The 25,724-nt window shown below is 71.9% G+C and carries 27 protein-coding genes; 14 read left to right on the plus strand and 13 right to left on the minus strand.

Features of this window, described 5'->3' with window-relative positions; genetic code table 11:
• Positions 1 to 48: 48 nt before the first annotated feature.
• Positions 49 to 2,178: an excinuclease ABC subunit UvrB gene (gene uvrB / locus HN031_RS20075; protein ID WP_172274618.1), complete on the plus strand. Its 2,130-nt coding sequence runs from the start codon at positions 49 to 51 to the stop codon at positions 2,176 to 2,178.
• A 13-nt stretch (positions 2,179 to 2,191) separates the two neighbouring features.
• Here the strand turns inward: uvrB and HN031_RS20080 are convergent, their stop codons facing one another.
• Complete coding sequence (locus HN031_RS20080) at positions 2,192 to 2,716, minus strand: DUF1707 domain-containing protein (RefSeq protein ID WP_172274622.1); 525 nt, start codon at positions 2,714 to 2,716, stop codon at positions 2,192 to 2,194.
• A gap of 89 nt (positions 2,717 to 2,805) precedes the next feature.
• Between HN031_RS20080 and HN031_RS20085 the strand changes: the two genes are divergently transcribed.
• Positions 2,806 to 3,369 (plus strand): hemerythrin domain-containing protein, encoded by a 564-nt coding sequence (locus tag HN031_RS20085; RefSeq protein WP_172274627.1) that lies wholly within the window; start codon positions 2,806 to 2,808, stop codon positions 3,367 to 3,369.
• 27 nt (positions 3,370 to 3,396) lie between these two features.
• Here the strand turns inward: HN031_RS20085 and HN031_RS20090 are convergent, their stop codons facing one another.
• Positions 3,397 to 4,053: an ion channel gene (locus tag HN031_RS20090; RefSeq protein ID WP_322425336.1), complete on the minus strand. Its 657-nt coding sequence runs from the start codon at positions 4,051 to 4,053 to the stop codon at positions 3,397 to 3,399.
• A gap of 64 nt (positions 4,054 to 4,117) precedes the next feature.
• Here HN031_RS20090 and HN031_RS20095 point away from each other — a divergent pair, with 64 nt between their 5' ends.
• The 6 genes from HN031_RS20095 to HN031_RS20120 are packed head-to-tail and all read left to right on the plus strand — an operon-like array spanning position 4,118 to position 9,364.
• Positions 4,118 to 4,612 (plus strand): hypothetical protein, encoded by a 495-nt coding sequence (locus HN031_RS20095; protein ID WP_172274630.1) that lies wholly within the window; start codon positions 4,118 to 4,120, stop codon positions 4,610 to 4,612.
• Between the two features lie 4 nt (positions 4,613 to 4,616).
• Positions 4,617 to 5,138, plus strand: coding sequence for a hypothetical protein (locus tag HN031_RS20100; protein WP_172274634.1), 522 nt, complete (start codon positions 4,617 to 4,619; stop codon positions 5,136 to 5,138).
• Positions 5,139 to 5,197: 59 nt separating this feature from the next.
• A complete protein-coding gene (locus HN031_RS20105) occupies positions 5,198 to 6,169 on the plus strand; it encodes an NAD(P)/FAD-dependent oxidoreductase (protein ID WP_172274639.1) in 972 nt (323 codons plus the stop codon).
• A gap of 39 nt (positions 6,170 to 6,208) precedes the next feature.
• Complete coding sequence (locus tag HN031_RS20110; RefSeq protein WP_172274643.1) at positions 6,209 to 7,471, plus strand: glycosyltransferase family 4 protein; 1,263 nt, start codon at positions 6,209 to 6,211, stop codon at positions 7,469 to 7,471.
• Entirely contained in the window at positions 7,458 to 8,228 is a 771-nt protein-coding gene (locus HN031_RS20115) for a class I SAM-dependent methyltransferase (protein ID WP_172274646.1), read from the plus strand. The genes HN031_RS20110 and HN031_RS20115 overlap by 14 nt, the downstream gene beginning before the upstream one ends.
• Positions 8,225 to 9,364 (plus strand): prenyltransferase, encoded by a 1,140-nt coding sequence (locus HN031_RS20120; protein WP_172274649.1) that lies wholly within the window; start codon positions 8,225 to 8,227, stop codon positions 9,362 to 9,364. Before HN031_RS20115 ends, HN031_RS20120 begins: the two co-directional genes overlap by 4 nt.
• On the opposite strand, the gene HN031_RS20125 is transcribed toward HN031_RS20120, so the two are convergent.
• Entirely contained in the window at positions 9,323 to 9,985 is a 663-nt protein-coding gene (locus HN031_RS20125; RefSeq protein WP_367650828.1) for a class I SAM-dependent methyltransferase, read from the minus strand. The two genes, HN031_RS20120 and HN031_RS20125, sit on opposite strands and share 42 nt — an antisense overlap.
• 115 nt (positions 9,986 to 10,100) lie before the next feature.
• On the opposite strand from HN031_RS20125, the gene HN031_RS20130 reads away from it, so the two are divergent.
• The gene (locus tag HN031_RS20130; RefSeq protein WP_172274654.1) at positions 10,101 to 10,439 is read left to right on the plus strand and encodes a VOC family protein; all 339 of its coding nucleotides are present in this window, start codon (positions 10,101 to 10,103) and stop codon (positions 10,437 to 10,439) included.
• Between the two features lie 28 nt (positions 10,440 to 10,467).
• On the opposite strand, the gene HN031_RS20135 is transcribed toward HN031_RS20130, so the two are convergent.
• A complete protein-coding gene (locus HN031_RS20135; RefSeq protein WP_172274658.1) occupies positions 10,468 to 11,751 on the minus strand; it encodes an alpha/beta hydrolase in 1,284 nt (427 codons plus the stop codon).
• 10 nt (positions 11,752 to 11,761) lie between these two features.
• Positions 11,762 to 12,283, minus strand: coding sequence for an Lrp/AsnC family transcriptional regulator (locus tag HN031_RS20140; protein WP_172274661.1), 522 nt, complete (start codon positions 12,281 to 12,283; stop codon positions 11,762 to 11,764).
• A gap of 62 nt (positions 12,284 to 12,345) precedes the next feature.
• On the opposite strand from HN031_RS20140, the gene HN031_RS20145 reads away from it, so the two are divergent.
• Complete coding sequence (locus tag HN031_RS20145) at positions 12,346 to 13,617, plus strand: MFS transporter (protein ID WP_172274664.1); 1,272 nt, start codon at positions 12,346 to 12,348, stop codon at positions 13,615 to 13,617.
• 15 nt (positions 13,618 to 13,632) lie between these two features.
• Here the strand turns inward: HN031_RS20145 and HN031_RS20150 are convergent, their stop codons facing one another.
• From HN031_RS20150 to HN031_RS20165, 4 genes are all read right to left on the minus strand, one after another.
• Positions 13,633 to 14,208 (minus strand): hypothetical protein, encoded by a 576-nt coding sequence (locus tag HN031_RS20150; protein ID WP_172274667.1) that lies wholly within the window; start codon positions 14,206 to 14,208, stop codon positions 13,633 to 13,635.
• 394 nt (positions 14,209 to 14,602) lie between these two features.
• Positions 14,603 to 15,958 (minus strand): HNH endonuclease signature motif containing protein, encoded by a 1,356-nt coding sequence (locus HN031_RS20155; protein ID WP_172274670.1) that lies wholly within the window; start codon positions 15,956 to 15,958, stop codon positions 14,603 to 14,605.
• Between the two features lie 421 nt (positions 15,959 to 16,379).
• Positions 16,380 to 17,114 (minus strand): dienelactone hydrolase family protein, encoded by a 735-nt coding sequence (locus HN031_RS20160; RefSeq protein ID WP_172274673.1) that lies wholly within the window; start codon positions 17,112 to 17,114, stop codon positions 16,380 to 16,382.
• A 27-nt stretch (positions 17,115 to 17,141) separates the two neighbouring features.
• Positions 17,142 to 17,783: a sulfotransferase family 2 domain-containing protein gene (locus HN031_RS20165; protein WP_172274676.1), complete on the minus strand. Its 642-nt coding sequence runs from the start codon at positions 17,781 to 17,783 to the stop codon at positions 17,142 to 17,144.
• Between the two features lie 70 nt (positions 17,784 to 17,853).
• On the opposite strand from HN031_RS20165, the gene HN031_RS20170 reads away from it, so the two are divergent.
• Positions 17,854 to 18,507, plus strand: a complete 654-nt coding sequence (locus tag HN031_RS20170) for a hypothetical protein (RefSeq protein WP_172274679.1) — start codon at positions 17,854 to 17,856, stop codon at positions 18,505 to 18,507.
• Here the strand turns inward: HN031_RS20170 and HN031_RS20175 are convergent.
• Positions 18,501 to 19,142: a sulfotransferase family 2 domain-containing protein gene (locus HN031_RS20175; protein ID WP_172274681.1), complete on the minus strand. Its 642-nt coding sequence runs from the start codon at positions 19,140 to 19,142 to the stop codon at positions 18,501 to 18,503. The genes HN031_RS20170 and HN031_RS20175 overlap by 7 nt on opposite strands.
• Positions 19,143 to 19,206: 64 nt before the next feature.
• Between HN031_RS20175 and HN031_RS20180 the strand changes: the two genes are divergently transcribed.
• On the plus strand, positions 19,207 to 19,782 hold the full coding sequence (locus HN031_RS20180) for a cytochrome b/b6 domain-containing protein (RefSeq protein ID WP_172274684.1): 576 nt from the start codon (positions 19,207 to 19,209) through the stop codon (positions 19,780 to 19,782).
• A gap of 27 nt (positions 19,783 to 19,809) precedes the next feature.
• Here the strand turns inward: HN031_RS20180 and trxA are convergent, their stop codons facing one another.
• From trxA to HN031_RS20195, 3 genes are read right to left on the minus strand one after another with little or no spacing between them, the layout of a single operon-like run.
• Positions 19,810 to 20,490, minus strand: a complete 681-nt coding sequence (gene trxA / locus HN031_RS22435; protein WP_216652647.1) for a thioredoxin — start codon at positions 20,488 to 20,490, stop codon at positions 19,810 to 19,812.
• Between the two features lie 34 nt (positions 20,491 to 20,524).
• Positions 20,525 to 21,214, minus strand: a complete 690-nt coding sequence (locus HN031_RS20190; protein WP_367650829.1) for an MBL fold metallo-hydrolase — start codon at positions 21,212 to 21,214, stop codon at positions 20,525 to 20,527.
• Positions 21,208 to 21,942, minus strand: coding sequence for a maleylpyruvate isomerase family mycothiol-dependent enzyme (locus tag HN031_RS20195; RefSeq protein ID WP_172274687.1), 735 nt, complete (start codon positions 21,940 to 21,942; stop codon positions 21,208 to 21,210). Before HN031_RS20195 ends, HN031_RS20190 begins: the two co-directional genes overlap by 7 nt.
• Before the next feature lie 171 nt (positions 21,943 to 22,113).
• Between HN031_RS20195 and uvrA the strand changes: the two genes are divergently transcribed.
• Together uvrA and HN031_RS20205 are read left to right on the plus strand one after the other, a co-directional pair.
• Positions 22,114 to 25,128 carry an excinuclease ABC subunit UvrA gene (uvrA, locus tag HN031_RS20200; protein ID WP_172274690.1) on the plus strand — a complete coding sequence of 1,005 codons (3,015 nt, stop codon included), beginning with the start codon at positions 22,114 to 22,116 and terminating at the stop codon, positions 25,126 to 25,128.
• Positions 25,129 to 25,168: 40 nt separating this feature from the next.
• Entirely contained in the window at positions 25,169 to 25,633 is a 465-nt protein-coding gene (locus HN031_RS20205) for a Rieske (2Fe-2S) protein (RefSeq protein WP_172274692.1), read from the plus strand.
• The last annotated feature ends 91 nt before the right edge of the window (positions 25,634 to 25,724 follow it).

A 25,724-nucleotide genomic window follows, 5' to 3' on the forward strand; every position in this document is an offset into this window, starting at 1 on the left:
GGGCCAGCGCGCCGGCCCGCTGTCGGTGGCTCCGCGTACGCTCGACGCATGCGTCCAGTCACCGATCTGCAGCGCCGGGTGGCCCCCTTCAAGGTGGTGTCCGACTACGAGCCGTCCGGCGACCAGCCGGCCGCGATCAAGGAGATCACCGGCCGGATCCAGGGCGGGGAGAAGGACGTCGTGCTCCTCGGCGCGACCGGCACCGGCAAGACCGCCACGGTCGCCTGGGTCACCGAGCAGCTGCAGCGTCCCGTCCTCGTGCTCCAGCCCAACAAGACCCTCGCCGCGCAGTTCGCCAACGAGCTGCGCCAGCTCTTCCCCAACAACGCGGTGGAGTACTTCGTCTCCTACTACGACTACTACCAGCCCGAGGCCTACGTCCCCCAGACCGACACCTACATCGAGAAGGACTCCTCGATCAACGAGGAGGTCGAGCGGCTGCGCCACAGCGCGACCAACAGCCTGCTGACCCGCCGCGACACGATCGTGGTCTCGACGGTGTCCTGCATCTACGGCCTCGGCACCCCGCAGGAGTACGTCGACCGCATGCTGCGGCTCAAGGTCGGCGAGGAGCACGACCGCGACTCGGTCCTGCGCCGCCTCGTCGAGATCCAGTACACCCGCAACGACATGTCGTTCACCCGCGGCACGTTCCGGGTCCGGGGCGACACCCTCGAGATCTTCCCCGTCTACGAGGAGCTCGCGGTCCGCATCGAGTTCTTCGGCGACGAGATCGAGCGGCTGATGACGCTCCACCCGATCACGGGCGAGGTCGTCTCCGACGACACCGAGCTGCACGTCTTCCCGGCCACCCACTACGTCGCCGGTCCCGAGCGGATGGAGCGCGCGATCCGGGGCATCGAGCTCGAGCTCGACGACCAGCTCGCCACCTTCGAGAAGCAGGGCAAGCTGCTCGAGGCCCAGCGGCTGCGGATGCGCACCACCTACGACGTGGAGATGATGCGCCAGGTCGGGTCGTGCTCGGGCATCGAGAACTACTCGATGCACATGGACGGCCGCACGCCGGGCAGCGCGCCCAACACCCTGCTCGACTACTTCGCCGAGGACTTCGTGCTCGTCGTCGACGAGTCCCACGTGGCCGTGCCGCAGATCGGCGGCATGTACGAGGGCGACATGTCGCGCAAGCGCAACCTCGTCGACCACGGCTTCCGGCTGCCCAGCGCGATGGACAACCGCCCGCTCAGGTGGGAGGAGTTCCTCGACCGGATCGGCCAGACGATCTACCTCTCCGCCACTCCCGGCAACTACGAGCTCGACAAGGTCGGCGGCATCGACGGCACGGTCCAGCAGATCATCCGCCCGACCGGCCTGATCGACCCGGAGGTCGTGGTCAAGCCGACCAAGGGCCAGATCGACGACCTCATCCACGAGATCCGCACCCGCTCCGACAAGGCCGAGCGGGTCCTGGTGACCACGCTGACCAAGAAGATGTCCGAGGACCTCACCGACTACCTCCTCGACGCCGGCATCCGCACCCGCTACCTCCACTCCGAGGTCGACACGCTCCGCCGCATCGAGCTGCTCCGCGAGCTGCGGATGGGCGAGTACGACGTCCTCGTCGGCATCAACCTGCTGCGCGAGGGGCTCGACCTGCCCGAGGTGTCGCTGGTCGCGATCCTCGACGCCGACAAGGAGGGCTTCCTGCGCTCCGACAAGTCGCTCATCCAGACCATCGGCCGCGCCGCGCGCAACGTGTCGGGCCAGGTCCACATGTACGCCGACAAGATCACCCCGTCGATGGAGATGGCGATCGGCGAGACCAACCGTCGTCGCGCCATCCAGGTCGCCTACAACACCGAGCGGGGCATCGACCCCCAGCCGCTGCGCAAGAAGATCGCCGACATCACCGAGATGCTGGCGCGCGAGGACGAGAACACCGAGGAGCTGCTGCGCACCTGGGCCGACGTCGGCCAGAAGGGCCGCGCCGGAGGAGTGAGGGCCGGCAAGTCGCCGACGCCCGCGCTGTCGCGCATCCACGCCGAGGCCCCCGACACCGCCGGCATCCCGAGCACCGACCTCGCCGAGCTCATCCAGGGCCTCACCGACCAGATGAAGACCGCGGCCGCCGAGCTGCAGTTCGAGGTGGCCGCCCGGCTGCGCGACGAGATCTCGGACCTCAAGAAGGAGCTCCGCCAGATGATGGAGGCCACGAAGTAGGACCGCGGGGGCGTCAGAGACCCTCGTCGCGGCGCCTGAGCTCCTTGCGCTCCCGCTTCTCGAGGCGGCGCGTCTCCTCCTCGACGATCTCGTCCTTCTGCCAGACCACCCGGCCGGCGTTGAGCCCGGTGCCGAGCATCACGAAGAGCGGCCACGGGAACTGCGCGGTGAAGCCGTCGCCGCCGAAGCTCGTCGCGACCCAGATCGCCCAGCAGATGAGCGAGGCGGACAGGAAGCCCCACACCGCCTGACGGCGCGCCTGCACGTAGGCCCGCTCGGCCGCCTCCGGGAGGCTGGACCGGGGCGCCCGGGTGACCGGGAGGTCCGCGACGAGGGGCATCAGGTCGCCGAGTGTCCGGCTCGCGATCGCGGCGTCGGAGCGCTCGTCGTACTCCGCGCGCGTCAGGCGTCCCTCGGCGAAGGCGTCGGCGAGCACCGTCTCGATCACGGCGCGGTCGCGGTCCGAGGCACGCATCGGCGCGTTGGCGGGAAGGCGCGGGTCGTGGTCGAACTGGCTCCACACCTCGATGCCCGGCACGCCTCCCATCGTAGGCACGCACGCCCGACCCACCCCTCTGGAGGTGGGAGGAGTGTCGTGGCGACGCGCGGGGGACTAGCGTCGCTCGCATGAGCACTCCCATCGACCTCGGCCGCCCGGTGTCGGGCAACGTCATCGACCTGATCCTCGACGACCACCGTCGCTTCGAGGCCCTGATGCGCGACCTGCGCGACAGCACCTCGGACCGCGACGGCGTCCGCAAGGCGCTCGCCGCGCTGCACGTGGCGCACGCCGAGGCCGAGGAGAAGCACGTCTACCCGCAGCTGCGGCGCAAGGACGCCATCACCGAGCACGAGGCCGAGCACGGCGAGGAGGAGCACGCCGAGGGACACGAGGCGATGCTCAAGGTGCTCGAGCTCAAGGGGACCGACACGCAGGCCTTCGACGACGCGGTGGAGGAGCTGGCCACGGCCCTCAACCACCACCTCACCGAGGAGGAGCTCACGATCCTCAACCCGGCCCGCGAGGAGATCTCCGAGGAGGTCCTGGTGCGGCTCGGGGAGGCGTTCCTCACCGAGCGCAACGCCCAGCTCGACGCCGACTGCGGCGACATCGACAACATCCGTCGCATCGTCGCGGCCGCCGAGCGCGAGGGCCTCCTCGACGACGACGACGAGGGCTCCGAGGACTGAGCCCGGGGTCCCGGCCCGGGACTCGACTCAGCGCCGGCGCATCATCGTCAGCCCGACCATGCGGGCGACGACCATGGCGACGTAGAACACGCCGACCATCATCTCGACCATGACGACGGAGCGCGCCTGCGCGCCGACGGCGACGATGTCGGACAGCCCGACGCTCGTGAGGGTCGAGAACGACAGGTAGAGCAGCTCGAACCAGGGGCGGCCGAAGCCCTCGGCGTTGGTGAACGAGTCGGGCCAGACGACCTGCACGACCGAGAAGACGTACGCGAAGCCCCACGCCACCACGGTGAAGGCGGCCCCGGTGGCGTAGTACTCGTCGGTCGTCACCTCGTCGTCGTGGAAGAGGTAGCGCAGCATCGCGTAGGAGACGTAGAAGTAGAACGGTGCGTGCAGGAGTCCCGACGCCAGCACGATCGCGTCGTTGTCGCGGAACACCGCCTCGACCAGCGTGAGCACCATCGCCGGGGCGCCGAGCACGATGACGACGCGGCTCACGTTGGGCGTACGCCGCACCGCCAGCACCGCGGACCCGACGGCCAGCATGCCGATGACGCCGAGGAACGCCCGCCCGACGATCGAGTCCTCGAGGAACGGCCACGCGAGCACCTGCAGCAGCTGCGCGCCCAGCAGCATCGCCGAGGGGTGCGCAGTCAGGTAGTGGATGGGCCGGCTCACGAGAACGCAGTCTAGGGAGGCGGGGCAGCGGCACACGGGCGACCGGCTGGGCTAGGTTCGCGGCGTGGGAGTGCGGAGCGGCAGGTGGGTGGTCGGGGCCCTCGTGGTCGTGCTCGTCGCGCTGCTGGTCGCCATCGGTGTCCTGGTCTCCGACCGCGGACAGGTCGACGACGAGCTGAGCGCGGCGCAGCGCGAGGTGGCGGCGGCCGCCCGGGCCGAGGCGTTGGCGTTCCTCACCGTCGACCACGAGGACATGGACCGCGTCGCCGACGCCGTGCTCGCCGGGGCGACGGGCGACTTCGCCGAGGAGTACGCCGCGCAGCGCAGGACGCTCGAGCAGGAGGCCGTGCGCACGAAGGCCACCTCCACCGCCGAGGTGGTCGCGCTCGGGGTGGGCGACCTCGACGAGGACACGGGCACCGTGCTGGTCGCGGCCAACAGCACCGTGCAGAACACCACGACCGGTGGCGAGGCGCAGGTCCGCTACTACCGGCTGCGCCTCGACCTGGTCCGCGAGGGCGAGCGGTGGCTGACCAGCGACGTCGAGTTCGTGAGGTGACCGGGTGACCACGCAGAGGCGCACCATGGTCGTCGTCCTGGCGGTCCTCGTGGTCGCCGCCGCTGCCGTCGTCGTGTGGCTGGCGCGCTCGCCCGCCAGCCCGCCGCCGGACGTCGCCGTGGCCGACGCGTCGGACGCGTCGGTCGCGTCCGTGTCGGTGAAGGACGCGGTCCGCGAGGCGGCGTCCGAGGCCGTCGCGCGGGCCTACAGCTACTCCTGGGAGACCCTCGCCGACGACAAGGCCGCGGCCCGCGCGCTCATGACCGACTCGATGCAGGTGCGCTACGACCGGACGATGGCCGGGGTGACGACCTCGAGCCAGGAGGACCGCACCGTCGCCTCCGCCGACGTGGTGGACACGGCCGTCGTCACCGCCTCCACCGACGCCGCGCGGGTGCTGGTGTTCGTCAACCAGAGCACGTCCGCCGAGGACCTCGAGGAGCCGACCCTGGACCTCGACCGCGTGCTGGTCACGCTGGAGCGCGACGACGGGACGTGGAAGGTCGACGAGCTCGACGCCCTGTGAGACGAGGGCTGTGAGCCGTGGCCCTTGTGGGCGCCGCGCTGGGCGGCGAGGATCACGGCGTGGACGACCTGACGACCGACCTGCTCATCATCGGCGCGGGCCCGACCGGCCTGTTCTCGGCCTACTACGCCGGCTTCCGCGGGATGAGCGTCGTGGTGGTCGACTCCCTGCCGGAGCTGGGCGGCCAGATCACCGCGATGTACCCCGAGAAGGCGATCCACGACGTCGCCGGCTTCCCCAGCGTCAAGGGTCGCGACCTGGTCGCCGGCCTCGTCGAGCAGGCCGCGACGGCGCACCCGACGTACCTGCTCGACCGCACCGCGACGACCCTCGAGCACGGCGACGACGACGTGGTCGTCACGCTCGACGACGACACCCGCATCACCGCCGGAGCGGTCCTCATCACCTCCGGCATCGGCAAGTTCAGCCCGCGGCCGCTGCCGGCGGGTGACGGCTGGGTGGGCCGCGGCATGGAGTTCTTCGTGCCGAGCTTCGCGCCGTACGCCGGCAAGGACGTCGTGGTCGTCGGGGGAGGGGACAGCGCCTTCGACTGGGCGCAGCACCTCGAGCCCCTCGCCGCCTCGGTGACCCTCGTGCACCGGCGCGACGCCTTCCGCGCCCACGAGCGCACGGTGGCGGAGGTCACGGCGTCGAGCGTCGAGATCATCACCAACGCCCAGGTCACCGCGCTGCGCGGGGAGTCGCACCTCGAGGAGGTGGAGGTCAGCGTCGACGGCGAGGAGCCGCGGGTCCTCGAGGCGCAGGCGCTCGTCGCGGCGCTCGGCTTCATCGCCGACCTCGGGGCCATCCAGCGGTGGGGGCTGGAGACCCACAAGCGGCACGTCGTCGTGGACTCGGCGATGCGGACCAACCTGCCGCGGGTGTTCGCGGCCGGTGACATCACCGACTACCCCGGCAAGGTGCGCCTCATCGCCGTGGGCTTCGGCGAGGCGGCGACGGCGGTCAACAACGCCGCCGTCGCGCTGGACCCGACGGCGCACGTCTTCCCCGGTCACTCCAGCGAGGGGTGAGCGGCGAGGCGCCTACCGATGAGTAGGCATAATGGCCCCGTGCGCATCGCCATGCTGTCCTACCGGAGCAAGCCGCACTGCGGCGGTCAGGGCGTCTACATCCGCCACCTCAGCCGTGAGCTGGTGCGCCTCGGGCACGAGGTCGAGGTGTTCTCCGGGCAGCCCTACCCCGACCTGGACGAGGGCGTGCGGCTGACGAAGGTGCCCAGCCTCGACCTCTACCGCGAGCCCGACCCCTTCCGCGTCCCCCGGCTCCGCGAGTTCCGCGACCTGATCGACGTCGAGGAGTTCCTCACCATGTGCACGGCCGGGTTCCCCGAGCCCAAGACGTTCAGCTCGCGCATCGCCCGGCTGATGAAGGACCGCGCCGGCGACTTCGACGTCGCCCACGACAACCAGGTGCTCGGCACCGGGATCCTCGAGCTCGAGTCCTACGGGCTCCCGGTGGTCGCCACGATCCACCACCCGATCACGATGGACCGCCAGATCGACCTCCAGACCGCGCCGACGTGGCGCAAGCGCCTCACGCTGCGCCGCTGGTACGGCTTCCTGCGGATGCAGAGCCGGGTCGCCAAGCGGCTGCGCAAGGTCCTGACACCGTCGGAGTCCTCGCGCCGCGACATCGCCCGCGACTTCGGCGTCGACCCGGCACGGATGCAGACCATCCTGCTCGGCGTCGACGACGTCTTCACGCCGCCGACCGCGCCCCGCGTGCCCGGCCGGATCCTCGCCATGGCCAGCGCCGACGCCCCGATGAAGGGCATCGCGACCCTGCTCGAGGCCTTCGCCAAGCTCTGCGTCGAGCGCGACCTGTCGCTGGTGCTGGTCACCCGGCCGGAGCCGGGCGGCCGCACCGAGCAGCTCATCGACCAGCTCGGCATCGCCGATCGGGTGACGTTCGTCAGCGGGGTCAGCGACGCCGAGCTCGTCGAGGTGATGGGGTCGGCCGAGGTCGCCTGCGTGCCGTCGCTCTACGAGGGGTTCTCGCTGCCGACCGCCGAGCTGATGGCCTGCGCCACGCCCCTGGTGGTCTCGCGCGCCGGCGCCATCCCGGAGGTGGTCGGGCCGGACGGCGAGTGCGCCGACCTGGTGACCCCGGGCGACGTCGGCGAGCTGGAGGCGGCGATCGCCCGCCTGCTCGACGACCCCGAGCGTCGTACGACGATGGGCGCGGCCGGACGCGCCCGGGTCGAGCAGCTGTTCAGCTGGCGCGCGGTGGCCGAGGCCACGGCGGGCGCCTACGAGGAGACCATCGCCGGGTTCCGGCGTGAGCAGGAGGAGAGCCGCCGTGCTGACCGTTGACTTCGACCGGCTCGGGCTGCGCGCGGGGGAGCGCGTGCTCGACATGGGCTGCGGTGCCGGCCGGCACGCCTTCGAGATGTACAAGCGCGGCGCCGACGTGGTCGCCTTCGACCAGGACGCCGACGAGCTCGCGACCGTGCGGGAGTGGTTCGCGGCGATGCGTGAGGCCGGGGAGGTCCCGCCGGGGGCCGAGGCCGACGTCAAGGAGGGCGACGCGCTGGCGCTGCCCTTCGCCGACGGTGAGTTCGACCGGGTCGTGGCCGCCGAGGTGCTCGAGCACATCCATGCCGACGTCGACGCGATCCGCGAGCTGGTGCGGGTGCTGCGGCCCGGCGGCACCCTGGCCGTCTCGGTGCCGCGCTGGCTGCCGGAGCTCGTGAACTGGAAGCTGTCGGACGACTACCACAACGCCGAGGGCGGCCACGTGCGGATCTACACCGCCGAGGAGCTGGTCGACAAGGTGACCAAGGCCGGACGCGCCAACGACGGCACCCCCGGCGACGCCATGGTGTTCACCGGCAAGTCCTACGCCCACGGCCTCCACACGCCCTACTGGTGGATCAAGTGCGCGGTGGGCGTGACCTACGACGAGCACCCGCTCGCCAAGGCCTACCACCGGCTCCTGGTGTGGGAGATCATCGAGGATCCCACGGCCCTGCGCTGGGCCGGCAAGGTGCTGGACCCGGTGATCGGCAAGAGCATGGTCCTCTACTTCACGAAGCCGCTCACGGACCAGCCGGGGGACCAGCCGGCATGAGTCCCGCCCTCGCCATCGGGGACATCCTCACGCGGGCGCAGGTCGAGCAGACGGCCGCCACGATCGCGGCCGCGCAGGAGCCGTCGGGCGCGATCCCGTGGACCGCGGGCGAGCACACCGACGTGTGGAACCACCTCGAGGCGGCGATGGCGCTGATGGTGGGCGGCGAGCGGGAGGCCGCCGAGCGCGCGTTCGCGTGGGCGCGCGCGTCCCAGCGTGCCGACGGCTCGTGGCCGATGAAGATCGTGGTGGGCGAGGTCGAGGACCACTCCGGGGAGTCCAACATGTCGGCGTACGTCGCGGTCGCGGTGTGGCACCACTGGCTGGTCGCGCGCGACGAGTCCTTCGTCCACCGGATGTGGCCGACGGTGCGGCGCGCGCTCGACTTCGTCGTGTCGATGCAGCTCCCCTTCGGCGGCATGGCGTGGTCGCAGGAGTGGCGCGACGGGGCGCCGGCCGCGGTCAACGAGGAGGCGCTGCTCGCCGGGTCGTCGAGCATCCACCACGCGCTGCGTGCCGGGGTCGCCCTGGCGGGGCTGCTCGGCGACCCGCAGGTCGGGTGGGAGCTCGCCGGCGGGCGCCTGGGGCACGCGCTGCGTGAGCACCGCGACCTCTTCCTCGACAAGTCCGAGTTCTCGATGGACTGGTACTACCCCGTCCTCGGCGGCGCCGTGCGGGGTGAGGCGGGGCACCGACTGCTCGCCGAGCGGTGGGAGACCTTCGTCGAGCCCGGCCTGGGCATCCGCTGCGTCTCCACCAACCCGTGGGTGACGGGTGCCGAGACCTGCGAGCTGGTGCTCGCCCTCGAGGCGCTCGGCGACCGCGAGCGTGCCCTGCAGCTGCTCGCCGACATGCAGCACCTGCGCACCGACGAGGGCTCCTACTGGACCGGCTACGTCTGGCCCGACGACGTCAACTGGCCGGTCGAGCAGACCACCTACACCGCGGCGGCGGTCGTCCTCGCGGTCGACGCGCTCTCCGACGGCACGCCGGGCGCCGACATCATGCGGGGCACCACGCTCGCGCCCGACTTCGCCGAGATCGGCCTGGCCTGCGGGTGCGCGTCGCCCGACTCGCCCGGCTCGACAGCCGGATCAGCCGAGCGGGTCGCCGGCGTCGCCCGACGTACGGCGTAGCACCCGCATCGAGCCGACGACGTCGACCTCGGTGAAGGCGCCGCTGGCGAGGGCCGGCAGGTAGATGTCCTCGTACGGCGGTCTGCCGCCGTCGGCGGGGTCGGGGAACACGTCGTGGACGACCAGCACGCCGCCGGACATCACCCAGTGCGGCCAGCCGCGGAAGTCCGCGCGGGCGGGCTCGACGCCGTGCCCGCCGTCGACGAAGAGCAGCGACAACGGTGTGCGCCACCACCGGCTGACGGTCTCGGAGCGTCCGACGACCGCGACCACCTGCTCCTCGAGGCCGGCGTCGGCGATGGTGCGCCGGAACGTCGGCAGGGTGTCCATCACCCCGAGGGCCGGGTCGACCAGGGTGTCGTCGTGGTGCTCCCAGCCGGCCTGGTTCTCCTCCGAGCCGCGGTGGTGGTCGATGGTGAACACGGTCCCGCCCACCTCGCGGGCGGCGCCGCCGATCCAGATCGCCGACTTGCCGCAGTAGGTGCCGACCTCGAGGGCGGGGCCGTGCGGCAGCCGTTCGCGGGCCCACCGGTGCAGCAGGGCACCCTCGTCCTCGGGCATGAAGCCCTTCGCGGCGCGCGCGTGCTCGAGGAGGTCGGCGGGGAGGTCGGACGGAATCACGGAGCGCTCGTCGGGATGCGGCACGAGCGACGACACTAGTCCGTCGACAACGGTCACACCCGGCGGCTCCCGCTCGTCAGGTGGGTGGAAGCACATCCCGACCAAGGAGCAGACCATGAGCAACCACTCGATCGTGATCCCCGTCGACGACCTGGCCACCGCCACGGCGTTCTACACCACCGCCTTCGGGGTCGAGCCGCACACCGACACGCCCTACTACGTCGGCTTCTCCGTCGGCGGGCAGGAGATCGGCCTCAACCCCCAGGGTGCGGCCGACCAGATGATCGGCCCGGTCGTCTACTGGGACACCGACGACCTCGCCGCGAAGGTGGCCGAGGTCGAGGCGGCCGGCGGCACCGTCGTACGCCCGGTGTCGGAGGTCGGCGGCGGGACGTCGCTGGCGCTGCTGACCGACCCTGCCGGCAACCAGGTGGGCTTCATCAGCCAGGGCTGACCGCCCTGGTCGGTGGACCGGCGCGGGCTCAGGCCGAGTCGTCGAGCTCGTCGGGCTCGACGCCGCTGTCGGCCTCGAGCCCGTGCCGCCACGTGTTCCAGTGCCAGCTGAGGTAGCGGTCCACCGCCCGCACCGCGTGCGCGCTGCGGATGGAGTGGAACGTGTCGAAGGCGTGCTGGGCGCCGGGCAGCTCGGCGTAGACGACCGACTTCTCCGAGGTGCGCCGCAGGTCCGCGACGAACAGCCGCGCCTGGTCGACGGAGACGAGGGAGTCGAGCTCGCCGTGGATGACGAAGAAGTCCGGTGCGTCCGGGGTGATCCGGAGGATCGGCGAGGCCGCCTCGTAGACCTCGGGCGAGTCCTGCCACGTGGTCTGCATGACACGCGGGCCGAGGAACCCGTCGCGCATGCCGATGGCGTTGGCGAGCCCGGTGGAGCCGGCGAGGTCGTAGACGCCGTAGAACGGCACGGCCGCCCGCACGCTGGTGTCGGCGTCCTCGAAGCCGGGCTGGAAGAGCGGGTCTCCCGGCGTGAGGGCGGCCAGCGCGGTGAGGTGGCCGCCGGCCGACCCGCCGGTGATCGCGACGTAGTCGGGGTCGCCGCCGTAGTCGGCGATGTTGTCCTTGACCCAGGCGATCGCGCGCTTCACGTCGACGATGTGCGCGGGCCACGGGTCGCGCGGAGCGAGGCGGTAGTTGATCGCCACGCACACCCAGCCCTTGGCTGCCATCCGGTTCATGAGCGGTCGGCCCTGGTGCTCCTTGGTCCCGAGCGTCCAGGCGCCGCCGTGGACCTGCAGCAGCACGGGGGCGTCCGCGATGGCGTCCTCGCCCGCGGGCAGGTAGATGTCGAGGTGCCCGCGCCTGCCGGCCTCGGAGTAGGGCAGGTTCTCGATCACCCGCACCGCGTCGTCGGCGAAGTCGAACGGCCGGGCCAGGCGCCGCCACGGCGTCGCGAGGTCGGCGGGGTCGGGCACCTCGTCGAGCTGCTCGACGTAGTCGACGCCGAGGCCCTCGACGAGCGCCTCCTCGAACCCGTCCTTGACGCGCCGGCTCTGCCGGATGATGTGGGCCAGCCCGAGGGCGCTGGCGCCGGCCAGCGCGAGTCCCGCCTTCGCGCCGGCTCCCTGCCGTCGGCTCCGCGTGAGGTGCGTGGCGGCGTCGAGGGCGGTCAGGGCGAGCATCTGCGGGGCGGTCTCGCCGAAGAGCCAACCCGCGACGAAGGCGGGGACCCCGGCGCGCTGGTGGCGCGGCGGTCGGAGTGCGTTGAGGGTCAGGGCGGCGACGATGCTCTGGCGGCTCACGAAGTTCACGGGGCCAAACTTACTTGCCGGTACGAGCGCTCCGGCTGACGCCCACGGGCAGGACGGTCCGCGGCAGCACGGGAGAGGACACGATAAAGGAGCTCGTCGTCTGCCCGTGAACGAGGAACTGGTCGAGCACCCCTTCGAGGTCCTCGATCCGGGCGACGTGCACCTTGAGCAGGAAGCAGTCCTCGCCGGAGATCCGGTGGCACTCGCTCACCTGGGGGGTGGCCTCGGCGAGCTCGGCGATCCGCGGCAGCTGACCCGGGCCGGGCCGGATCCTGACCCACGCCGCCACCGGCAGTCCGATCGCGGCGGGATCGACGTCGAGGCGGTAGCCGCGGATGACGCCGGCCTCCTCGAGCCGCCGGACGCGCTCGCGGACCGTCGGGGTCGACATGCCCACCTGCCGGGCGAGGGCGGCGATGCTCATCCGGGGGTCGGCGGCGAGGGCGTCGAGGATGCCCCGGTTGACGCTGTCGAGCAGGCTGTTGCCACGTCGGAGCTCTGGACCCCGACCGGCTGCTGGATCGGCAACCATGACGCCCTCCCTGCCTCCACTTGTGCATGGTGTCCGGCGTGCCTCTGCTCGACCCTAGACGCATGGGAGCGAACACGGGCGAGACCCTCGACGCGCAGGGTGGTGGCCGTGCGCTGCTGCCCGGTGTGCGACCCGCCGCCGTCGTCGCCGTGCTGGCAGCGGCGCTCGGGATCTCCACCGCCTACGGCATGCTGCTGCTCCTCCCGCTGTACGTCCTCGCGCTGGGCGGGAGCGAGGCCGGCTTCGGGGTCGTGCTGTCGGCCGCCGTCGTCCCGGCCGCCCTCGCCCTGGTGCTGCTCAGCCGGCATCCCGAGGCGCTGCGGCCCCAGTGGGTGCAGGCGTCGGCCATCACTGTCTTCGGCGTCACCGCCGCCGCGACCGCGACGGTGCGCGAGGGCTGGGAGCCACTGGTGGCCGTCGGCGTGCTCCTGGGCACCGCCTGGGCGGTCGTCTACACCGTCATGCCGATGGTGGTGAACGAGATGGTCACCGACTCCGGCCGGGTGACGTACTTCGGCTACCTCACCGGGACCCAGCAGCTGGGGATCGGTACGGGGCCGGTGCTGGCCGGCTGGCTCGTGACCACCTCGCTCGGCTTCCGCGGCACCTTCGTCGTGGCAGGTCTCGTCTGCGCCGCAGCAGTCGTCGCGACCGTGGTGGCCGCGCTCCTCACGCCGGACCGCCGCGGCCCGGGGTCGGGGTCCGAGCCGGGCGAGTCCGCCGGGCACTCCGTCGGCCTGCTGTCGGCCGCCGGGACGATCGCCCGCTCGCCCGTCGGGCCGTGGCTCGTCGTGATCGCGCTGTTCGCCTGCCTGTTCACCACGATGACCCAGTTCCAGACGACCTTCGCCGGCGACCGGGGTCTCGACTACTCGGTGTTCTACGTCGCCTACACCGTCGCGGTGATCGCGGTCCGGTTCGTGGTGGCGCCGTGGGTCAGGCGGTTCGACCAGACCCGGGTGATCGCGGTCGCGATCACGGTGATGGTGGCCGCGGTGGCGTCCTTCCTCGCCGTCGGGTCCGACCCGCTCGCCTATGCGACCGCCTCGGCAGCCATGGGGCTGGGCTACGGGCTTGCGCTGCCGGCCACCCAGGCGCACGCCGTCGCGGTGTCTCCGGAGTCGACGGCGGCCCGGGTCCTGCCCGTCGCCGGGCTTGTCTTCCAGGTCGCGATCCTCGGCTTCCCGGTGGTCGTGGGATGGATGGTCGTGAGCGTCGGGTACGGGCTGCTGTTCGGGGTGCTGGTGGCGTTCGCGTCCGTCCAGGCCCTGATCGCGTGGCGGCAGGTCGCCGCGCGACGCCGCGGGGGCGCGGGCTCCGCGCCGGGGTCCTGACCTCTGCGCGTCGCGTCAGGGCAGGTCGCTGGAGCGGTCAGACGCAGGGCGCTCGTCGCCGAACCTCCACGCCATCGACCCCACCAGCCCCAGCGCTCCACCAGCAGTGAGGATCACGCCGATGAAGCCGGCCACCGCCGGCCAGGTGTCGCCGCTCTCCTCCGCGACGAAGCTCATGACGCGGAAGGTGACGTAGCCGACGAGCGCCACGCCGGCGAGCTGCAGCTGTCGCCGTTCGCGGCGCCTGCTCGTCTCCCGGAGGTGCAACGGCTCCAGGTCGCGCTCGGCGAAGCCGGCGAGGATGTTCGAGCGAGCCGATCGCCGAAGGACCCGCGCCACCGCGGACACCGCCAGCGCAGTTGACGACAGCAGCACCCCGAGCCACCACTGCTGGTAGGCAGCCAGCGCCGCGCTCACCGAGGAGGCGACGACGTTGAAGAAGAGGAGCCAGTCCTGGACGTGCGTCGTGAACGACTCGTGCGTGGCCCTGGCGCGGTCGTCGGAGAGCGCGCGGAACCGTGGGGCCCCGCCGGTGCCCGCATAGCGCGCGTTGCCCGCGAGGAGGGTCAACGCGACGAACAGCTCCAGCATCCGACCTCGCTCCACGTGGTGCCGCAGCTCCCCACGTGGGGCAGTTGCGGGACGCTCGGATCGGCGTCGGCAGCATCTTGGCAGTCGAGTGGGTCCGTGTGGGTTGGTCAGCGCCGCGGTTCTACGGGCCTGCGAGCGGCGGTGGCACCGGATGGATCGGGGGCGGTCAGGCCCGCGCGTCCGGTCCGCAGCGAACGCCTGGTCGGAAGGGTGGCGGACGGGTGGCGCCCGTCGCCGTCGACGGATGGCGGTCGGCGGCAGCTGCTCGGTCCTGGCATCGTGCGGGGCATCAGGGCCGGTGACGCGGCGCGACGACGGCTCATGCAGCGGGGGATCGGAGCCCGCGCGTGCGTGTAGCCCCGCCGTGGTCATTCCGGCGGGGTGTGGGGCGGGGTCATGGTCGGTCGGGTGGGTCGGCCTCATCGGCAGCGCCACTGATCCGGGTGGTGCCGGTGTGGTCGCGTCGGTATCGGTGGCCGTGGGGGCTGGTCCACTCGTAGACACCGGGTCCGGTCACCTCGTAGCGCCAGGCGGTGTGGGTCTTGAGGCGGTGGTGCCAGCGACACTCCGGGGCGAGGTTCGAGCTGACCGTCGGACCCGGTTGTGGGCGGACCTTGGCGGCGGCGTCGTGGTCGAAGGGAACGACGTGGTCGATGTCGCAACCGCGTGCGGGTCGCGTGCACCACGGGAACACACACGTGCGGTCACGCAGGATGACCTGTTCACGGATCCGGTCGGGGATGTCGTAGCCCGGTGCCGTGAGCTCGGTGGAGAGGTTGATGACCGGCTTGATGGTGACCTTGGTGCGGGAGTCGCCGCACCAGTCCCGCACCTGGTCGAGGAGAACGAGCCGCTGGCCCTCCTCCATCCGCCCGGTGGGACCGAAGACCGTGTCCAGCCCGTCGAGGGACGCGTCGAAGTGGGCGTGCAGCACCACCTCCCGGGCAACCGGTAGACCGTCCTCGCTCCTGGTGGCACTCGAGCCTTGGGCGTGGAGGTCGAGGGCGGTCTGGGTGCGGGCCAGGTCGCCGAGCGCTTGCGAGCGGCGGGAATCCAAGGGTGCGACTGATCCCAACGCCGCGAGCGTCTCGGCGCCGTGGGTGAGGGCTCGGTCGAGGTCGAGGGCGTCGGCGATGTCGAGCTCGGCCTCGAACCGCATCGTGCCGGCGTAGTGCACGTCCTCGGCGTGGAGGGTCGCGTGGCGCGGGTCGACGTCCTGCCAGCCGTCCTCAGGATCCTTCGTGGGGTCGTGGGCGTCGAGGCGGTGGCGCTTGATCGTCTCCGCGACCAACCGGTCGAGCTGCGCGGGACCGACCCGCCCGGCGACAGCGGCGACCTGGGTGTCGACCCACCGCGCTGCCTCCATGGTCAGGGACGGGGTCGAGTGGATCGTCGCCTCCGCCACCGTCCGGGCGCGCCAGGCCGGCACCTGCCCGGCCTGGACCTGAGCCCACAGCCGCGGGAGGCGGTGCCGCAGCTCGAGGGCGTGACCGATGAGCCGCTTCGCCGACGTCGACGAGATGCCGAGGACGGTGCCGAGCTCGGCGATGCAGAACTCCGCCACCGCCGGACAACCCTCACCGGCGATCGGCTCCTCGTGCTCGAGGCCGTAGCAGCCACCGTCGGCGAAGACGGCGGCGGTGTGGATCGACTCCGGCGGGTGCAGGTCCGCCCACCGCGCGGCGAGGTCGAGCTGATCGGCCGCGGCCCGGTCCTCGACCGCCTTGCGCTCGCGGAGCGCATGCAGCAACTCGGAAGCAGAGAGGTCAACCACCTCTGCCTTCGGATCTGCCAGCGCCTCGATCATGTGTTCGATTCTACGGCGGACCACCGACAACGGACAGTGTCGGAAGCAGGCTGTGAAGAGGGTCTCGATACGCCTGGCTCGTTCCTCGCTCGGCTACTCGACCATCGAGGGAGAGCGGGTATGGATACGCCTCACTCGCGTCTCGCGCGGGCTACTAAATCGGCGACGGGCGAGGGGTCTCGATACGCCTCGTTCCTCGGCGACTCGACCACCGAGCGCGCGACGGCCTCGATACGCCTCACTCGTCCGTCGCTCGGCTACTCGACCACCGAGCGCGGGACGGTCTGGATACGCCTTGCTCGTGCCTCGCTCGGCTGCTCGACGACGGAGGCGAGACCGTCCTCGACCGCCGGAGCAACCCTCCTCACCCCGGCCGCAGCCGCTCCCGGAAGAACCCGAGCACGGCGTCGACCGCCTCCTGCGACCGCTGCTCGGTCACGGTGGAGTGGCCCCTGCCGTCGAGCTCGACCCGGATGAAGGCGTCGCCGAGCTCGGTGGTGAGGGTCTCGAAGCGCTTGCCGACGGCGGGGTCGGACCGGAACTTGAGGCCGAGCACCTGCTGGCCGGCGGCACAGCGGCCCTTGACGATGTCGAGGTCGGCGGGGGAGAGGTTGAGGTCGCGCGACCTCGCCGGCGTCACGGCGAAGGGCGCGCTGGGCTGGCACAGCACGGGCGCGGCGACGGAGTCGTCCACCATCATCGCGAGCGCGAAGCCGCCGGTGAAGCACATGCCGAGGGCGCCCACGCCGCGGCCGCCGAGCTCGGCGTGGAGCTCGCGGGCCAGCGAGCGCAGCCAGTCGGCGACGGGAGCGGTCTCGCCGGTGCGGAGCTTGGTGAACTCCCGGCTCACGCACACCTGCCGCAGCGCGCGAGCGGTGGAGCCCACCGTCATCCCGGCCCCGTCCGTGCCGAACAGGCTGGGCATCACGACGGTGTGCCCGGCGTCGACCACCTCCTCGGCGAACGCCGCGACGGCCGGGGTGATGCCGGGGATCTCGTGCACCACGATGACGCCCGGGCCGGTGCCCCGTCGGTGGGTCGGGTGGCTGACGCCGTCGAAGGTGTGCGCGCCGCGGGTCCAGCCGCCGGGGAAGGTCATGCGCGCATTGTGCCGGAGCGGTCCCGCTCAGAAGGTGTAGCCGAACGCCTCGAGGTCGGGGGCGTAGACCTCGGCGACCTTGGCCCGGCTGGCGTCGGTGTAGTAGTCGCGATAGCTCCCGTGCGGCGACTTGTTGCGGTGCGGGACCCGCGTCGGCTCGCTGCCCAGCTGTCGCTCCACCCGCTGCAGGTCCTCGGCGAACGACTCGGTCCGCCCGACGAAGTCGACCTCGCGGTCCGCCGCCCGGAGGTAGTCGACCTGCGGCCGGCCGACCCGCGGCAGCTCGTCGGTCCCGCGGAGCACGAACTCCTCGAAGTCCGCGTACGCCGCCGCCGCCCGCCACATCTCGTTGCCGCGCATCCGCGTGGCCGTCTCCTGCAGCCGCCCGCTGGCCGGTCCCCAGGCCCGGTTCCAGTCGTCGATCATCGACCACCACGACACCATCCGCGCCCACGGGTTCCGGACGAACGCGAAGGACCAGTAGTCGGCCACCTGCGGCTCCGCGCGCAGGATCCGCTCGTACGGCGCGTGCCGGCCGAGCGGCGGCGAGACACCCGGCGTCTTGCTGCGGGCGTCGGGACACGCGCGCTGGAAGGCGACCCCGACCGAGACGCCGCCCGTCTTGGGCACGTGCACGAACAGTGCCCGCCTGGCGTCGGAGATCAGCACGGGCGCGAGGCTAGCCCACGCACGCGTGACAGGCGCAGCCGATGGGGAGCCGATGGGGGATGATCGGCGCGTGATGACGTTCCTCGGTCTCGGCCCCGGCAGGGACTTCGTGCTCCTCGCGCTGCCGAAGACCGCGAGCACGACCCTGGAGCGCGCGCTGGCGCCGTACGCCACCGAGTCGGTCAGTTCCCCGCCCGGCCGCAAGCACCTGCCGGCGCGCGGGTTCGTGCACACCAAGGCGCCCGAGCTCGCCGTGCACGGGCACCCCCGCGACTCCTACGAGCTGGTCACGATGTTCCGCGAGCCGGTGGCCTGGCTGGAGTCGTGGTGGCGCTACCGGGCCCGCGAGGACAGCCGCCGCTCGACGGCCGAGATGTCGTTCGAGGACTTCGCGCGGCACTACCTCGCCGGAGACCCGGACGCACCGGTGCCTCAGGGCCGGCCCGCGAGGTTCATCCACGCCCAGGGCGCGGTCGCGGTCGACCGGGTCCTCAGCGTGGAGCACCCCGAGGTGTGGTCGGCGTGGTTCAGCGAGCGCGTCGGCGTGCCGCTGGAGTTCGAGCGCCGCAACGCCTCGTCGGCCGAGCGTGGCGAGCTCACCCCGGCGACGCGGGAGGCGCTGGTCGCCCACTTCGAGCCGGAGTACGACGTCTGGCGCCGGCTCGCCGACACGGGCACCTGGTCAGGTGCCCGCGGCACCCGCCTGCCCGGCCTGTCTCAGTAGGTGTAGCCGAACAGGTCGATGTCCTCGGCGTAGACCTCGGCGACCCGCTGGCGCGTCTCGTCGGTGTAGTAGTCGTGGTAGGTCCCGTGCTTGGACTTGTTCTTGTGCGGCGGCGTGGACGGCTCGAGGCCGAGCTGCACCTGCACCTTCTGCAGGTCCGCGACGAAGTTCTCGGTGCGGCCGATGAAGTCGACCTCCCGGCCGTGCCGGCGAGCCCGCAGGTAGGTGATCTGCGGGACGCCCACCCGCGGGAGCTCCTCGGTGCCGCGCATCACGAACTCGTCGAAGCCGGAGTAGGCCGCCGCGGCGCGCCACATGTCGTTGCCGTCGCGCATCGAGTGGTGCTTGACGTCCTGCGGCTTGCCGCTCCGCGGGCCGTGCCGGCGGTCCCACGCGGAGATCATCGAGTACCACGACACCATCCGGGCCCACGGGTTGCGCACGAAGCCGAAGGTCCAGTAGTCGAGCACCTGCGGCTCGTGCTTGATGATCTTGCCGAGCGTGGCGTGCCGACCGATCGGGGTACGCGCCTTCCGGGCGTCCGGACACGCTTCCTTCACGGTCTCCTCGACCGACACCCCGCCGGTCTTGGGAACGTGGACGAAGAGGACCTTCCGGGAGTCGCTGATCAGCACGCGCCGAGGCTATCCCACCCCTCGAGGGCCTGCGGCACCTCGGCGTACGCCCTAGCATCTGCGCGTGTCCACCAGCACCGAGCCGGTCGCGGAGACCCGCGGCTACCGCCCCTCGCAGAAGGTCCTGCACTGGCTGACCGTCGCCGCCGTGGGCGCGCAGTTCGCCGTCGGCTACAACCTCGACCTCGACGGTGAGTGCGACCCGCCGGGGGAGGACCGCAGCGGCGGCGACACCAGCGACGCCTTCGAGGAGCGGCTCGACCGGCTCGAGGACCGGTGCGAGGCCCGCGCCGACGACTACGACCTGCTCGGCGGCGGGTTCGACCTCGCCGAGCTCCACCTGCTGCTCGGGCTGACGGTGCTCGCGCTCGGCGTCGTTCGCCCGCTGTGGCGCAGGGTCGCCGGCCTGCCGCCCTGGTCCGAGCACCTCTCGGCCGCCGACCGGCGGCTCGTGCACTGGACCGAGCGCGCGCTGCTCCTGCTGCTCGTCGTCGTACCCGTCTCCGGGCTGCTGCTGGTCGGCACCGGGGACGACGCCTGGCTGCCGCTGCACGTCGGCGCGCACGTCGCCTTCTTCGTGGCCCTGGCGGCGCACCTGTTCACCAACCTGCGGCCGGCGATCCTGCGCCGGATGCTCTGACCTCGCGGCGAGGCCAGCCGCGACGGCTCAGCGCTCGAGCGGCCAGCCGCGCTGCGCCCAGCCGCCCGTGCCGCCGGCCACGTTGACGGCCGGGACGCCCTGCGCGCGGAGGTGGTCGGTGACCTGGCGGCTGCGGCCGCCGGACTGGCAGATGACGAAGACGGGCTGGTCCTTCGGCAGCTCGGCGACGCGGCCGGGCACCTCGTTCATCGGGATGTGGACCGCGCCGGGGACGCGACCGCCGGCCACCTCGTCGGCCTCGCGCACGTCGACGACGTAGGCCCCCTGGCTGTGCGCGGCGGCGAAGTCGTCGAGGCCCACCTCGTCCTGCGGGGCGTCGCCGGCGGCTGCCTGGGCGGCCTGCAGCTCCTGGCGGACGGCGTCCATGTCGAGCTCACGGGCCTGGGCGATCACGCCGGAGAGAGCCTGCGGCGGCAGGGCGCCGGCCTGGTTGAACAGCAGGACCCCGTCGCGGAACAGCATCAGCGTGGGGATCGAGGTGATCGCGGCCATCTGGCTCAGCTGCTGCTCGGCCTCGGTGTCGACCTTGCCGAAGACGATGTCCGGGTGCTCCTCCGACGCCTTCTCGTAGACGGGGGCGAACTGGCGGCAGGGGCCGCACCAGGCGGCCCAGAAGTCGACGAGGACGATGCCCTCACCGCTCACCGTCTCCTCGAAGTCCGCCAGGGTCAGCTCACGCGTGCTCATGCCTCCAGCCTGCCACGGCGGTCGAGGACCAGCGTCACCAGCCGCGGGCCCGCCACTCGCCGAGGGAGGGCCGCTCGTCGCCGAGCCGGCCGTCGTCGCCGTGGCCGGGGTAGAACCACGTCTCGTCGGGGAGCCGGCCGAAGATCTTCGTCTCGACGTCCCCGATGAGCTGTCGGAAGGCCTCTGCGTCGCCCCGGGTCGCCCCCACCCCGCCGGGGAACAGGCAGTCGCCGGTGAAGAGGTGAGGTGTCGGCGCGACGACCTCGTCGTCGAGGACGAGGCAGATCGAGCCCGGCGTGTGGCCGGCGACCGGGATGACGGTCATGTCGCAGGTGCCGACGGCGATCTTGTCGCCCTCGCCGACGCGGCGGTCGACGCTCACCCCGGTCTGCTCCTCGATGGCGTCGGCGTCGGGCGCCCCGGCGACAACGGTGGCCCCCGGGTGCGCCGCCTTCACGGCCGCGAGCGCGCGGTGGTGGTCCCAGTGCTGGTGGGTCGTGACGATCGAGGTGAGGGAGCGGTCGCCGATGAGCTCGAGCAACCGGTCGGGCTCGGCCGCGGCGTCGACGAGGACCACCTCGTCGGTCTCGGCGCAGTGGAGCAGGTAGCAGTTGTTGGACATGTCGGGGTCGACCGCGACCTTGGTCAGGCTCAGGCAGCCGAGCCGGCGCACGTCCGGCGGGCCGCCGGGGGAGACCCGGCCGGTGTAGGACTCGTTCACCACGGGTGCACCTCCGGGAGCTGGTCGGCGTCGGTCGTGAGTCCCTGGCCGGCACCCCGGCCGGTCAGCCACCAGCCGAGGTCGGACGACGTGCCCGTGACCACCGGCACGACAGCACCGTCGCGCTGGTCACCGCGCTGGTCACCGGCCCGGCCGAGGTGCCAGGTGCCGTCGAGGTCGGTGGCGCGTACGTCGAAGGGTGCGGGGAAGGGCCGCTTGGCCATCGAGTCGAGCAGCAGCCGGCGGAACCCCTCCGGCCAGTCGGCGGCGGCGTAGCCGGCGCCCAGGTCGGCGTGGTGGACCTCGACCTCCCGCAGCCGCATGGGCGCGACGTTGGCGAGCCCGAACGACGGGCCGCCCGGCGTCCGCTCGAACCGTCCGTCCCAGTCGCCCTCGGTCATCGCCTCGAGCGCCTGCCGGAACTGCCCCTGCGAGGCGAGGAACCGCTCGCGGACCTCTCCGGGGTCGGCGGCGGCGAGCGCCTCGATGTCGGTGTCGCGCGCCTCGGGGGAGGCGTACATCGGCCGGGGCTGACCGAGGTGGGCCCCGTGCAGCACGCCCGCCAGCGCCTCCGCGTTGAGCGCCAGGTGGGCGACGACGTGGGCGCGCGACCAGCCGGGGAGTTGTGAGGGCTCGGCATACTGGGAGTCGGAGAGTTGGTCGACCGTGCGGACGAGCGCTCGATCGGCGTCGACCAGCAGGTCGGGGGACGGTCGCGGGACGTCGATCACAGGCCCATCGTGCCACCACCGTCCAGCGTGCACCGTCCACCCGAGCGGGTGCTCGATGGCCCCGCTGTCGGTGCTGCGTGAGAAGGTGGAACGGCGCGCCGGGTTGACCCTCCGCGCCCATCGAGACGAACATGTGTTCGACTCCACCACGCTGCCAGAACGAGGACCACAGTGGCCGACCAGCTCATCATCCGGGGCGCCCGCGAGCACAACCTCAAGGACGTCTCGCTCGACCTGCCGCGCGACTCGCTCATCGTCTTCACGGGCCTGTCCGGGTCGGGCAAGTCCAGCCTCGCCTTCGACACGATCTTCGCCGAGGGCCAGCGTCGCTACGTCGAGTCGCTGTCCGCCTACGCGCGCCAGTTCCTCGGTCAGATGGACAAGCCCGACGTCGACTTCATCGAGGGCCTCAGCCCCGCGGTCAGCATCGACCAGAAGTCCACCTCGAAGAACCCGCGCTCCACCGTCGGCACAATCACCGAGGTCTACGACTACCTCCGCCTGCTCTACGCCCGGGCCGGCCGCGCCCACTGCCCGACCTGCGGTGCGCCGATCGAGCGCCAGACGCCGCAGCAGATCGTCGACCGCATCCTGTCGCTGGAGGAGGGTCGCCGGTTCCAGGTGCTCGCCCCGGTCATCCGCGGCCGCAAGGGCGAGTACGTCGAGCTCTTCCGCCAGCTCCAGCAGCAGGGCTTCAGCCGCGCGCGCGTCGACGGCCAGACGCACACCCTCGACGAGCCCCCCGTGCTCGACAAGAAGCTCAAGCACACGATCGAGGTCGTGGTCGACCGGCTCGCGGTCAAGGAGTCGTCCAAGCGCCGGCTGACCGACTCGGTGGAGACCGCGCTCGGGCTCGCCGGTGGCCTCGTCGTCGTCGACTTCGTCGACCTCGACGCCAAGGACCCCGGTCGCGAGATGCGGTTCTCGGAGAAGATGGCGTGCCCCAACGACCACACCATCGACACCGACGACCTCGAGCCGCGCTCGTTCTCGTTCAACTCGCCCTTCGGTGCGTGCCAGGTCTGCTCGGGCCTCGGCACCAAGATGGAGGTCGACCCCGAGCTCGTCGTGCCGAACCCCGGCGCCACCCTCGGCGAGGGTGCCATCGCGCCGTGGAGCGGCGCGCACGTCGCCGACTACTTCCTCCGGCTCGTCAACGCGCTCGGCGAGGAGCTGGGCTTCGACCTCAACACGCCGTGGGACCAGCTGACGCCCAAGGCGCGCACGTCCCTGCTCGAGGGCCACAAGACCAAGGTCCACGTCGTCACCCGCAACCGCTACGGCCGCGAGCGGGCCTACTACGCCGCCTTCGAGGGCGTGCGCCCCTACGTCGAGCGGCGCCACAAGGAGGCCGAGTCCGACACGAGCCGCGAGCGTTTCGAGGGCTTCATGCGCGAGGTCCCGTGCCCCGCGTGCCAAGGCACCCGGCTCAAGCCGGTCTCGGTGTCGGTGACCCTCGGCGCCAAGGACCAGGGCGGCAAGAACATCGCCGAGGTCTGCGCCATGTCGATCGACGAGACGGCCGAGTACCTCCGCACCGTCGAGCTCTCCACCCGTGAGCGCCAGATCGGTGAGCGGGTGCTCAAGGAGATCCAGGAGCGCCTGCGCTTCCTGCTCGACGTCGGCCTCGACTACCTCTCCCTCGACAGGCCCAGCGGGTCGCTGTCCGGCGGCGAGGCCCAGCGCATCCGGCTCGCGACGCAGATCGGTGCCGGCCTGGTCGGTGTGCTCTACGTCCTCGACGAGCCGTCCATCGGCCTCCACCAGCGCGACAACCAGCGGCTCATCGAGACGCTGATCCGGCTCAAGGACCTCGGCAACACCCTCATCGTCGTCGAGCACGACGAGGACACCGTGCGCGTCGCCGACTGGGTCGTCGACATCGGCCCGGGCGCCGGCGAGCACGGCGGCCAGGTCGTCCACTCCGGGTCCGTCGAGGACCTGTTGGCTCACCCCGACTCGATGACCGGGCAATACCTCAGCGGTCGCCGCGAGATCCCCGTCCCCGCCGTACGCCGCCCGCGCACCAAGGGCCGTGAGCTCACGGTCCACGGCGCGCGCGAGCACAACCTGCAGAACGTCGACGTCAGCTTCCCGCTCGGCGTCTTCACCGCGGTCACGGGCGTCTCCGGCTCCGGCAAGTCGACGCTGGTCAACGACATCCTCTACACCTCGCTGGCCAAGCAGATCTACAACGCCCGCACGGTCCCCGGGCGGCACACCAAGATCTCGGGCCTCGAGCACGTCGACAAGGTCATCCACGTCGACCAGTCGCCGATCGGCCGCACCCCGCGGTCCAACCCCGCCACCTACACCGGCGTCTTCGACCACATCCGCCGGCTCTTCGCCTCCACCCCGGAGGCCAAGATGCGCGGCTACCTCCAGGGCCGGTTCTCGTTCAACGTCAAGGGCGGCCGCTGCGAGGCGTGCTCCGGCGACGGCACGATCAAGATCGAGATGAACTTCCTGCCCGACGTCTACGTCCCGTGCGAGGTGTGCCACGGCGCCCGCTACAACCGCGAGACGCTCGAGGTCCACTACAAGGGCAAGACGATCGCCGAGGTCCTCGACATGCCGATCGAGGAGGCGGCCGACTTCTTCGCCGCCGTCCCGGCGATCTCCCGCCACATGCAGACACTCGGCGAGGTCGGGCTCGGCTACGTCCGGCTCGGCCAGCCGGCCACGACGCTGTCCGGCGGCGAGGCGCAGCGCGTCAAGCTGGCGAGCGAGCTGCAGAAGCGGTCCACCGGCCGCACCGTCTACGTCCTCGACGAGCCGACCACCGGCCTGCACTTCGAGGACATCCGCAAGCTGCTCCACGTGCTGTCCGGCCTGGTCGACAAGGGCAACACGGTCCTCGTCATCGAGCACAACCTCGACGTCATCAAGACGGCTGACTGGCTCATCGACATGGGGCCCGAGGGCGGGTCGCGCGGCGGCCTCGTCGTCGCGGAGGGCACGCCCGAGGCGGTGGCGGCGGTCGCGGAGAGCCACACCGGCGCGTTCCTCAAGCCGATCCTCGAGGGCCGCGGGGCCAAGCAGCCCGGCGCCCCGCGACGGGCCGCGGCCGCGGCGTCCGTGCCCGCCCGCAAGACCGCGACGCGCAAGGCGACCACCAAGGCGACCACCAAGGCTCCCGCGAGGAAGGCACCGGTCAAGCGAGCCGCCGCCAAGAAGTCGTCGTAGTCACAGTCTCCTCACAGGTGCGCTGGCTAGGGTCGCTCGCATGACCACGATCAACAGACGTCGTGCCCTGTCCGGTTCCGCCGCGGTCGCCCTCGGTGTCCCCGTCCTGGCCGCGTGCGGCTCCGACGACGACACCAGCGCGACCGACCCCGCCACGTCGGGTGGCGACGAGCCGACCGGCGAGCCCACCGAGGAGGAGAGCGGCGGGGCGGCGGGTGGCGAGGCGCTGGCCAGCGCCGCCGACGTACCGGTCGGCGGCTGCCTCGTGGTGACCGGCGCCAAGGTCGTCGTGACCCAGCCGACGGAGGGTGACTTCAAGGCGTTCTCCGCCGTGTGCACCCACCAGGGCTGCCTCGTGGAGACCAGCAGCGAGGGCGAGATCCCGTGTCCCTGCCACGCCAGCCGCTTCTCGCTGGAGGACGGCTCGCCGCTGTCCGGCCCGGCCTCGGCGCCCCTCGAGGCGGTCGAGATCACGGTCGACGGGGACTCCATCACCCGCGCCTGACGCAACTCCTGCGGGCGACCTGCGGGTCCGGGTGCAGGAGGCCGTGCTCTGGGACAGAATGCCCGCGACTGCCCTGACGGGGGGCACGCGC

The sequence above is a fragment of the Nocardioides sp. zg-1308 genome, from assembly GCF_013155375.1.
Lineage (GTDB): Bacteria > Actinomycetota > Actinomycetes > Propionibacteriales > Nocardioidaceae > Nocardioides > Nocardioides renjunii.